A 10,037-nucleotide genomic window follows, 5' to 3' on the forward strand; every position below is an offset into this window, starting at 1 on the left:
GCATGAGCGCGTCGGGCTGGGCGTGGCTCCAGCGCACGAGCACCTCGCCGTCGCGCAGCACGAGCGGGCCGGATGCCCCGGCGCGGCCGAGCTCGTCGAAGTCGATCGGTCGCGCGTCGAACGCCACCGTCTCGCCCTCGTGGATGCCGCCCTTGACCGCCGCGGCCCGGAGGGCGCGCTGCTCGGCGACCGCCGCGGCGGTGATGCTCTTGCGCGCCGCCCGCTCGGCTCGCACGACCCGGCCGGTGTCCCAGGCGCCGCCCGACTCGTCGAGCAGCAGCACACCGAGCCGCCACACCCGTCCGAGCGGGGTCATGCGTGCGGCGCGCGGGATTCCGAGCACACGTCGTTCGGGCACGAGCTCCGCGAGCACCTCCTGGCGGGCCCCTGCATCCCGCAGTGCGGCGACGGCGTCGGCCACGAGCCGCCTGGCGCGGGCGACGGAGGCCGCGGCCGCGGCATCCGTCATCTCGACCTGCCGATGAGCTCGAGCAGTGCCAGCCCGTACGCCTCGGCCACGTCGGGGTGCTCGAACCGCATGCGCGAGCCGGCGACCTCGACCTCGACCTCGAACGCGTCGTCGAGGCGGGTCAGCGACCGGAACGTCGCCCGCAGCAGCTCGCGCAGCTGGTCCTCACGGGGCAGCCACACCGCATCGGCGAGCGCGACCGAGTCGAGCGCCCACTCGGTCGTTCCGTTGAACGCGAGGATCGTGCCCGTCGGGTACCGCCGCGCCTCGATCGTCATCTCGCTCACCGTGAAGACATCGGCCTCGACCTCGGCCTCGACGTTCTCGGCCAGGTCGAGCTGGAAGCGGTCGCCGGACTCCGGATGCCAGGTGAGGCCCGCTTCCCGGAGCGCGAGCGCCAGCTCCCTGCTGATCATCACCCCATGCTGCCCTGAACCGGACGCGGCGTCACGCCCCCGTATGGCGCGGCGTGGGACCGCTCACACGGCTCGTCGTCCCGGCGCGACGCCGACCCGCACGTACCGGCCCGTCGCGGCCTCCGCGAGTGCCTCGTCGAGTTCGACCAGTGGATGCGTGGCGCCCACGAGCTCGTCGAACGGCACACGCCGCCACGAGCGCTCGAGGAAGTCGACGGCGCGCCGCAGCTGCGACCCCGTGTAGTCGTGCACGGCGGTGACCGTCACGAGGCGTCGAACGAGCGAGTCGGGGTCGAGGCACACCTCGGATCCGGGCGGCACGCTGCCGACGAGCACGGCCGTGCCGCCCGCACCGAGGGAGCCGATCGCGGTGCGCACCGCCGACGGCGCGCCCGACGTCTCGACGGCGGCCAGCACCTCGGGCAGCCCGCGCCGTTCGAAGTCGGCGAGCGCCTGGTCCAGCCGCTCGGGCGAGGCCGACCGGGCCGTCGGGTCGACCGAGACGGCGCCGATCAGGCGCGCGAACGCCCGCCGCGAGGCATCCAGCTCGGAGACGATCACCTCGGCGCCCGCCTCGATCGCGAGCGCGGCCACCGTGAGCCCGACGAGCCCCCCGCCGGTCACGAGCACGAGGCGGCCRTCGAGGTCGAGCCGAGCGGATGCCGCGTCGAACGCCGCGACCGCCGTCGCCGTCGCGCACGACACCGGTGCGAGCACCCGGCTCGGGATGTCCTCGCCCACCCGCACGATGTCGGTGCCGACGCGCAGCTGCACGTGGGTGGCGAAGGAGCCCGAGAGCTCCCAGCCGCGGTGCACGCGTTCGTGCCCGTAGCGGGCGAGCTCGCGGCACCGCTGCGGCAGGCCGCGCGCGCAGCGGTCGCAGGTGCCGCAGGCGACGAGCACCGACCACACCACCCGGTCGCCGAGTTCGAGCGGCACGCCGTCGGCCCGGCGGGCGCCCTCGCCCACGGCGACGACCCGCCCCACCTGCTCGTGCCCGAGCACCAGCGGACGGTGCGCCGGACGCTCGCCGCGCACGGTGCGCACGTCGGACGGGCAGATGGTCGCGAGCTCCACCTCGACGAGCGCCTCACCCGGCGAGAGCCGTACGCCCGGCGCCGCGATCGCGTCGTGCGGGCGACCGGGGTCGTTCCAGACCATGGCGACGGGGGAGGGCTTCACGATGACGTCGAGCTCGCCGACGTGCTGCACGGTGTGCACGCGCGTGCCCTAGCGCCGGCCGAGGCCGAGCAGGTCGACCAGCAGGTCGATGTCGTGCTCGTCGGCGCTGTCGAGCTGCTCGAACAGGTCGACGAGCATGGTGTGCCTGGACATGGCTGGGCCTCCTCAGACGGCCCCGGTTGGGTGAGGCCGCTCCGCCGCGCGGAACTCCGCCCGCGATACCTTGCCCCGACGCTATGCAGCGGCCGCCAACGCCACCCGACGTGCGGGTTGCGCGCAGGTGAACCGCGCCCGTCCGGCGGCTGCGGCGCGGCTCAGGAGCGGCGGCGCGCCGGGCTCATCGCGGCGCCCAGGCCCACGACGATGACCGCGACGAACAGCAGCCCCCACCGGGCCGTGACGAGCGCGAGCAGCGCGATCACCACGCCGACGACCACGACGACGCGGGCCAGCAGCATCCGCACGCGCGGGGTGAACCATCGGGCGCCCGCACGCCGCTCCGCCGTCACGCGCCGACCACGAACGGGCGACCCGTCGCCTGCTCGGCGAACGCCCACACCCGCGCGCCGATCGCCGGGTCGGACGACACCCGGGTCGGCTCCTGCAGCGTCGGCTCGCCCCGCGTCAGGAAGCGGGGACCCCAGAACTGGCCGCCCTCCACGTCGGCGGCGGTCAGTGCGTGCAGCACAACCTCGGCGCCCCGGTGCTTGCCCTGCGCCCACGCGGCCTGCAGCGCGTCGCCGAAGCGTCCGCCGCGGCTCGGCTCGTTGACGCCCGGCACCGTGGGCGTGCGTCCGCTCACCGAGTAGCCCGGATGYGCGACCACGCTCGCCACGGAGCTCCCGACCGCCCGCAGTCGCCGGTCGAGCTCGAAGCCGACCGCCTGCGCCGCGATCTTCGACTGCGCGTACGCCCGCCACCCGTCGTAGCCGCGCTCGAGCTGCAGGTCGTCGACCCGGAACGTCGACAGCCTCGTCGCCAGGGACCCGAGCGACACCACCCGGCCTCCCGGCGCCAGATGCGGCACCAGCCGGCCGAGCAGCGCGAAGTGCCCGAGCACGTTCGTCGCGAGCACGAGCTCGTTGCCGTCGACCGACTCCTCGCGGTGGCGCGGCGGGTGCACGATGCCGGCGTTGGCCACGATCCCGTCGGGGGGCGCCTCGGCCAGCAGCCGGCCGGTCGCATCCGTCACAGATTCAAGCGACGACACGTCCATCACGAGCGTGTCGACGGATGCCGCTGGCCGGGCGCCGCGGATCGCCGCCGCCGCGGCATCCAGCCGCTCGGGGCTGCGCCCGCTCAGCACCACGTGCGCGCCCGCGCCGGCGAGTCGCGCCGCCGTGAAGAACCCGAGGCCGGCGTTCGCGCCGGTGACGAGGTACCGCCGCCCGGACTGCGGCGGGAGCGGGAGCGGGTACCAGGTCACAGGCCGTCGCCGGCGCCACCGTTGCCGGCGAGCTCCTCGTGGTGCTGGATGACCTCGGCGACCACGAAGTTGAACCACTTCTCGGCGAACGCCGGGTCGAGGTGCGCATCCACCGCGAGCGCCCTGAGCCGGGCGATCTGCCGCTTCTCACGTTCGGGATCGCTCGGCGGCAGTCCGTGCTCGGCCTTCAGCCGCCCGACCTGCTGCGTGAACTTGAAGCGCTCCGCGAGCAGGTGGATGAGGGCCGCGTCGATGTTGTCGATGCTCGAGCGGATGCCGAGCAGCTCGCTCATCGCGGCATCCCGTTCGTCGATCAGCCCATCAGTCATGCATCGAGCGTACCCGCGTGACCGGCCCGCGGATCACCCCGTCGCCGCACGCACGAGCACCGGTCGCGTGGACAGCAGGCCGAGCCACACGATGCCGATCCCGACGGCCAGAACGCCCGCGATGACGAGCAGCGACGCGGGCGCGACGATGAGCGTGATGCCCGTCAGCGGCAGCATCACGACGGCCGCGGTGACGGCCGAGCCGATCGCCGTGATGCGCAGCGGCGACATCACCGAACGGCGGCGCGCGGCATCCATCGTGCCGACCGGCATGCCGAGCATGTCGAGGCTGCGGTAGAGCTCGCCGCGGTCGAGGATGCCGGCGGCCTGGTTGACGCCCACCGAGCACGCGACCATGAGGAACGAGCCGATCACCGTGATGAGGATGCCGGTGCGGATGTCGGCCATCAGCACGTCGGAGTCGGCGTCGCCGCCGGTGCCGAGCGCGTCGAGCACCGCGACGCCGGTGCCGGCGAAGACCGCCATGAAGCTCGTCATGGCCACGCCGCCGACCTGGCGCCAGGCGCCCTTCGGCGACTCGAGCACCGTGCGTGCGGCGAGCAGCCGGCCCGGCGTCTTCGCCCGCTTCGCCTGCCCCTTCGCGACGAGCCGGATCGCCCATGGGCCGACCAGGTTCAGCACCGCGAGGGAGGCGCCGAACCCGAACGCGAGCATGGCGAGGATCACCATCACGCTGCCCGCGACCTACAGCACCGACATCACGCCGAACGCGAGCGCGACCACGACCACGGCGACGACCGCGCGCACCCAGTGCATCCGCGGGGCCTCCTGACGGGTGCGCACGCCGAGCGGCGAGATGACCACCTGCCGTAGCCCGAGCACGGCGCTCAGCGCGGCGAGCGCGGCGATCCCGAACGGCACGGCGACGAGCACCCACCACGGCAGCAGCACACCGGATGCCCCGAGCGGCTCGCCGCGGAACTCGATGAGCCCGAGCAGCGGCACGATGGCGAGGTACACGGCCACGCCCGCGACCGCGCCGACGAGCGCCAGCACCGACGACTCGATCACGGCGAGCGCCGAGACGGTCGCCGGAGTCGCCCCGAGCAGCCGCAGGGTGGCGAGCCGGTCATCGCGCCGTCGGGCCGACAGCCGCGCGGCCGCTCCGCCGAGCGAGACGAGCGGCACGACGAGCAGCACGAGGGCGATGAYCGCGAGCGCCTGGTAGAGGATGCCGTCGTCGTCGGTCCAGGTCCAGAAGGTCTGCGCGCCGCCGATCACGGTGAGCAGCAGCGCCGTGACGATCCCGAACGCGGTCACGGGCAGCACGGATGCCGCGGCGCCCGCCGATCCCGGACGTGCGAGGAGCCATGCGACCCGGGCGATCATGCGGGCACCCGCTCGCCCACGATGCGGCCGTCGCGCACGTCGACGATGCGCGAGCAGCGCGCGGCGACCTCGCCGTCGTGCGTGACGACGACGAGCGTGCGACCCTGGCCGGTCGTCGAGTCGAGCAGCGCCCGCATCACCTCGGCCGACGTGGTCGAGTCGAGCGCGCCGGTCGGCTCGTCGGCGAAGATCACGGATGCCCCGGTCACCTGCGCCCTGGCGATGGCGACGCGCTGCGCCTGCCCGCCCGAGAGCTGCCCGATGCGGCGGTCCTCCATGCCCGCGAGGCCCAGGGCGGCGAGCCAGCCGCGCCCGTACTCCTCGGCGCGGGCGCGCGGCATCCCATTGAGCATGAGCGCGAGCGCGACGTTCTCGACGGCGGTGAGCTCGGGGATGAGCAGCCCCTGCTGGAAGACGAACCCGAACGCCTCGCGCCGCAGCCTCGAGCGCTCGCGCTCGCTGAGGGCGGTCACCTCGACGCGCCCGGCGCCCGAGTGGAAGCCGACCGTCCCCGCGTCGGGGCGGGTGATGCCCGCGAGGCAGTGCAGCAGCGTCGTCTTGCCGGAACCCGAGGCGCCCATGATGGCGACGGACTCGCCGGTGCGCACCGAGAGGTCGACGCCGGCGAGGGCATGGGTGGACCCGAAGGTCTTGCTGAGGCCGGCGGCCTCGATCACGAAGGAACTCATGCTCCGAGCCTCGCGCCGCCGGGTCTCCGCTCGCGTCGCACGCGAGGTGGATTGAGGCGGCTCGGCGTCATCCTCGGGGATGACCCCGGCGGGTCAGCGGGGCGTGGCCCGCCGGATCACCAAGTAGCCGCCGATCGCGCACACGAGGGCGGCCCCGAGCACGACGGTGAACACCCCCACGACGCCGATCCCCCCGAACCACTCGAAGATCGCCGGCCAACTCTCGGTGAAGGTCGCGATGGCGACTCCGCCGAGGAGGAGCGCGACCGCGCCCGAAGCGAGGGTCAGCATCCCGCGCATCCGCCACCGCAGGTACACGGTCGTGACGCTCGCCCCGATGAAGAGCACGAACAGCTGGAGTGCGAGCGTCGTGTAGAAGTCGACCAGCCAGCCGTTCTGCCCATACCAGAGCGCGTCGAACATCGAGACGTTCAGCCACCAGCCGTTCGTGGCCTTCTCGACCTGCACGAGGGTGGCGATGGCGATGGCGTTCAGCAGCGAGACGATGCCGAACATCGCGCTCGTCCCGAGCCAGAAGTCGCGTCGCGTCGCGCCGAATCCCAGAGCGAACGACATCGTGAGGCCGATGGCCTGGACGCCGACGACGACGAGGTACCACTGCGGCGACAGCACCGCCCAGCTGTAGCGCATGCCCTCGCCCATCTTCTCGGTGTCCGCGCCCGCGGCACCGGCGATGATGCCGATGACGATCATCACCAGCCATGCGGCGCCGAGGATGATCCACGGGATGCCGAAGAACACCGACGGCGTGAGGGCGTGCAGGCGCACGACGCGCCACACCTCGGTGAATCGCGTCCGCGGCTCCGTGCGGACGGACGGCTGTTCGATCACGGCGGTCATGCTGCGACCTCCTGTTCGGTCGAGTCGGTGCGGAGGTCGGCGCCGGTCATGTGGACGATGAGCTGCTGCAGCGAGACCGGTGCGAGCTCGAGGCCGAGCTCCGCGGCTCGGATGCGGTCGGCCTGGTCGAGCCGGCCGTCGATCGTGACGGACGCCAGTCCGCCGAGGCTCTCGCGACCGATCACCGCGCGATCGGCGACGAACGACTCGACCGCGGCACGGCCGCCCGCCACCGTGGTGGCCGAACCGCGCACCTCGTCGGCGTCGCGGTCGAGCAGGATGCGTCCCTGGTCGATGATCAGCAGGTGCTCGAGGAGGTTGGCCACCTCGTCGATCAGGTGCGTCGAGAGCACGATCGTGCGGGGGTGCGCGAGATAGTCAGCGAGGAGCCGATCGTAGAAGATCTGCCGCGCGACGGCATCGAGGCCCAGGTAGGGCTCGTCGAAGAACGTCAGCGGTGCGCGTGAGGCGAGGCCGACGATGACCCCCACCGCAGAGAGCTGGCCGCGCGAGAGCTTCTTGACGGGGCGATTGAGCGGGAGCCGGAAGTCGTCCACGAGTCGCGCGGCGAACTCGGCATCCCAGTTCTCGAAGAACCACGGTGCCGCCTTCAGCACGTGCGAGGCGTGGAAGGCGTCGGGGTATCGCTGCGACTCCGCGATGAAGCAGAGTCGTCGCAGCACGTCGGCGTGCTCGGCCGGCGTGCGGCCGAACACCTCGAGCTCGCCGTCGTTCGGGAAGATCTGGCCGGTCAGCATCTGCATCACGGTGGTCTTGCCTGCGCCGTTCCGGCCGAGGAGGCCGTAGATGCGGTTCTCCTCGAGCGTGAAGTCGACGGCGTCCACCGCCGTGAACGAGCCGTAGCGCTTGGTGAGTCCGCTCGCGCGGACCACGGTGCGGGTCATGAGTCGATCCTTTCCGCGCGGAGCAGCCCCGCGAGTTCGTCGATGTCGATGCCGAGCTTCTCGGCCTCGATGATGAGCGGCCGGAGGTACTCGGCGGCGAAGTCGGCCCTGCGACGTTCGATGAGCCGTGCCCGCGCGCCCTGGGTCACGAACATGCCGATCCCCCGTCGCTTCTCCACGATTCCGTCGTCGACAAGGCGATTCACCCCTTTCAGTGCCGTGGCCGGGTTGACGCGCAGGAAGGTCGCGAACTCGTTCGTCGACGGGATCTGGCCACCCTCGGGCAGCGATCCCTCGATGATGTCGTTCTCGACCTGTTCAGCGATCTGGATGAAGATCGGGCGTGATTCGTCCAATGCCGGCCTATCTGGTCGTGCGTTCTGGTGTTGTGCGCGAACCTCGTTGGTTCATTACTTGTGTAACTAACCAACCATGCACGGATGCCGCTGTCAAGACCTTCGGGGTACGCGGCGGTTGGCGAGGGCGTTGCCGTCAGGCCGCTGAGGCGGCGGTGGCGCGCCGCGGGAGGCGGAGGCGCCCCTGCGTCAGCAGGATGCCGACCAGCACGAGCACCGCGCCGACCGGCTCGTGCCAGCTGAAGCGCTCGCCGAGCAGCAGCACGCCCAGGGCGACGCCGACGACCGGGGTCACGTACGTGACCGTCGAGGTGCCGGTCGGCCCCCAGGCGCGCAGCACGTTGATGTTCCAGATGTAGGCCAGGCCGGTGCCGAGCACGCCGAGGGCCAGCAGCGAGCCGACGATGGTCCAGTCGAGGTCGACCGGGGTCAGCGCGATGAACGGCGTGAGGGCGAGCATCACGACGGCCGAGACGCCGATCGAGAGGAACGCGAAGGTCGCCGGCGCGATCGGCCGCTGGCTGAGGAACCGGCGCTGGTAGCCGAACGTGAACCCGTAGCAGAGCGTGGCCACGAGGCACGCGAGCTGCCCGGCGAGGCTGCCCGTGAGCGCCTGGTACTGCCACGGCCCGATGATGACGAGCACGCCCACGATGCCGACCCCGACGCCGACCCAGCGGCTCAGGCCGAGCCGCTCGACGCGGAAGACCAGGGTGGCCATGAGCGCGGTCATGATCGGCGTCGTCGCGTTGTAGATCGACGCGAGGCTCGACGACACGTACTGCTCGGCCCACGCGAAGCACAGGTAGGGGATGACGCAGGTCGTGAGCGACACGACGAGGAAGTGCAGCCACACCACCCGCTCGCGCGGCAGCACTGGGCCCGGCGTGCCGTCGGCCCGTGGCACCCGCGGTCGGGTGACGAGCACGATCGTGCCGAGCGCGAGGGCGCCGAGCAGCGTGCGCGTCCACGCGACCYGCCCGAACGACACCCCGTCGAGCGCGACCTTCATGAAGAGGAAGCTCGCCCCCCACACGACCCCCATCGCGAGGAACTGCACCCACGTCGACAGCCGTCCCGATGGCCTGGGACCGGATGCCGCGACGGCGGACTTCGCGCTGGTGCTCGTGCTCACCGGTCGAGCGTACGCCCGGCCGCCGACGGCGGTCGCGCCTCCGGAAGGTGCTTGTCCGGAATCCGCCGGAGGTCGGCAGGATGCTTCCGCCGCCCGACCCGTGCCCGACCTGATGACCGCCCGGGCAGCGCGGGAGTAGCCTGCTTCCGTATCGGTTCCGGGCCAGTCTCCCCGGAACCGCCCGGGAGCCGCTGGTGAGCGCGATCATCGAGCTGGAGATCGGACCCGGCGAGGAGCCGGGCACGTGGGCCGTTCGCGTGCTCCGATCGGCCGGGGCGGACGCGGCATCCGCGTCGTTCCGGCTGGACGTCGACACCCTCATCACCCGGTTGCCGTTCATGGACTCCACGGTGCTCGCCTCTGCGGTTCCCGCGCGGCGGGTGCTGACCGCGGGCGAGACCGAGATCCAGCGCGTGGGCACGGAGCTGTTCTCCGCCGTCTTCACCGGCGAGGTCGAGGAGGCGTATCGCACGAGCCGTGCCGTCGCCAAGGAGCACGGGGAGAGCCTCCAGGTGCGGCTGCGGCTCGTCGCGCCGACGCTCGCCGCCCTCCCGTGGGAGTCGCTGTTCGACCCCCAGGCCGGCGTGTACGTCTGCCGCAAGGAGCCGCTGATCCGTCAGATCCCGACGACGGACGCGATGGAACCGTTGAACCTCGACCCGCCGCTGCGGGTGCTCGCGATGGTCGCCGCGCCCAGCGACCTGCCGGCGATCGACGCCGCGGGTGAGCGGATGCGCCTCGAGACGGCGCTCGGGCCCCATATCGCCCGCGGCCGGATCCTCGTCGAGTGGCTCGACGACGTCACGTGGACCAACGTGCACGAGAAGCTGCTCTCGGCGCCGTGGCACGTGCTCCACTTCGTCGGGCACGGTTCGTACGACCCCTCCTCCGAGGAGGGCGTGCTCGCGTTCGTCGGCCC

The 10,037-nt window shown here is 72.4% G+C and carries 14 protein-coding genes; 1 reads left to right on the plus strand and 13 read right to left on the minus strand.

Going from position 1 to position 10,037, the window contains the following annotated elements; translation table 11 throughout:
- From AC1DY2_RS09325 to AC1DY2_RS09385, 13 genes are all read right to left on the minus strand, one after another.
- Positions 1 to 469: hypothetical protein (locus AC1DY2_RS09325; protein WP_476762163.1), on the minus strand; the 469-nt coding region annotated here is incomplete at its 3' end.
- Entirely contained in the window at positions 466 to 885 is a 420-nt protein-coding gene (locus tag AC1DY2_RS09330; RefSeq protein WP_476762164.1) for a pilus assembly protein CpaE, read from the minus strand. The genes AC1DY2_RS09325 and AC1DY2_RS09330, both read right to left, overlap by 4 nt.
- A 63-nt stretch (positions 886 to 948) precedes the next feature.
- Complete coding sequence (locus tag AC1DY2_RS09335; RefSeq protein WP_476762165.1) at positions 949 to 2,106, minus strand: alcohol dehydrogenase catalytic domain-containing protein; 1,158 nt, start codon at positions 2,104 to 2,106, stop codon at positions 949 to 951.
- Positions 2,107 to 2,381: 275 nt separating this feature from the next.
- Positions 2,382 to 2,576 carry a hypothetical protein gene (locus AC1DY2_RS09340; protein ID WP_476762166.1) on the minus strand — a complete coding sequence of 65 codons (195 nt, stop codon included), beginning with the start codon at positions 2,574 to 2,576 and terminating at the stop codon, positions 2,382 to 2,384.
- Positions 2,573 to 3,493 carry an SDR family NAD(P)-dependent oxidoreductase gene (locus AC1DY2_RS09345; RefSeq protein WP_476762167.1) on the minus strand — a complete coding sequence of 307 codons (921 nt, stop codon included), beginning with the start codon at positions 3,491 to 3,493 and terminating at the stop codon, positions 2,573 to 2,575. Before AC1DY2_RS09345 ends, AC1DY2_RS09340 begins: the two co-directional genes overlap by 4 nt.
- A complete protein-coding gene (locus tag AC1DY2_RS09350) occupies positions 3,490 to 3,822 on the minus strand; it encodes a chorismate mutase (protein ID WP_476762168.1) in 333 nt (110 codons plus the stop codon). The genes AC1DY2_RS09345 and AC1DY2_RS09350 overlap by 4 nt, the downstream gene beginning before the upstream one ends.
- A 33-nt stretch (positions 3,823 to 3,855) precedes the next feature.
- Complete coding sequence (locus AC1DY2_RS09355; RefSeq protein WP_476762169.1) at positions 3,856 to 4,515, minus strand: hypothetical protein; 660 nt, start codon at positions 4,513 to 4,515, stop codon at positions 3,856 to 3,858.
- Between the two features lie 12 nt (positions 4,516 to 4,527).
- On the minus strand, positions 4,528 to 5,172 hold the full coding sequence (locus AC1DY2_RS09360; protein ID WP_476762170.1) for an FtsX-like permease family protein: 645 nt from the start codon (positions 5,170 to 5,172) through the stop codon (positions 4,528 to 4,530).
- Positions 5,169 to 5,861 (minus strand): ABC transporter ATP-binding protein, encoded by a 693-nt coding sequence (locus tag AC1DY2_RS09365; RefSeq protein ID WP_476762171.1) that lies wholly within the window; start codon positions 5,859 to 5,861, stop codon positions 5,169 to 5,171. Before AC1DY2_RS09365 ends, AC1DY2_RS09360 begins: the two co-directional genes overlap by 4 nt.
- Before the next feature lie 93 nt (positions 5,862 to 5,954).
- Positions 5,955 to 6,722, minus strand: a complete 768-nt coding sequence (locus AC1DY2_RS09370) for a hypothetical protein (RefSeq protein WP_476762172.1) — start codon at positions 6,720 to 6,722, stop codon at positions 5,955 to 5,957.
- Positions 6,719 to 7,627, minus strand: coding sequence for an ABC transporter ATP-binding protein (locus AC1DY2_RS09375; RefSeq protein WP_476762173.1), 909 nt, complete (start codon positions 7,625 to 7,627; stop codon positions 6,719 to 6,721). Before AC1DY2_RS09375 ends, AC1DY2_RS09370 begins: the two co-directional genes overlap by 4 nt.
- Positions 7,624 to 7,983 carry a GntR family transcriptional regulator gene (locus AC1DY2_RS09380; protein WP_476762174.1) on the minus strand — a complete coding sequence of 120 codons (360 nt, stop codon included), beginning with the start codon at positions 7,981 to 7,983 and terminating at the stop codon, positions 7,624 to 7,626. The genes AC1DY2_RS09375 and AC1DY2_RS09380 overlap by 4 nt, the downstream gene beginning before the upstream one ends.
- 136 nt (positions 7,984 to 8,119) lie before the next feature.
- Positions 8,120 to 9,028, minus strand: coding sequence for a DMT family transporter (locus AC1DY2_RS09385; RefSeq protein WP_476762176.1), 909 nt, complete (start codon positions 9,026 to 9,028; stop codon positions 8,120 to 8,122).
- A 284-nt stretch (positions 9,029 to 9,312) separates the two neighbouring features.
- Here AC1DY2_RS09385 and AC1DY2_RS09390 point away from each other — a divergent pair.
- A partial coding sequence (locus AC1DY2_RS09390) for a CHAT domain-containing protein (RefSeq protein WP_476762175.1) occupies positions 9,313 to 10,037 on the plus strand: 725 nt, incomplete at its 3' end.

This window comes from Agromyces sp. P1_H4 (assembly GCF_056405255.1).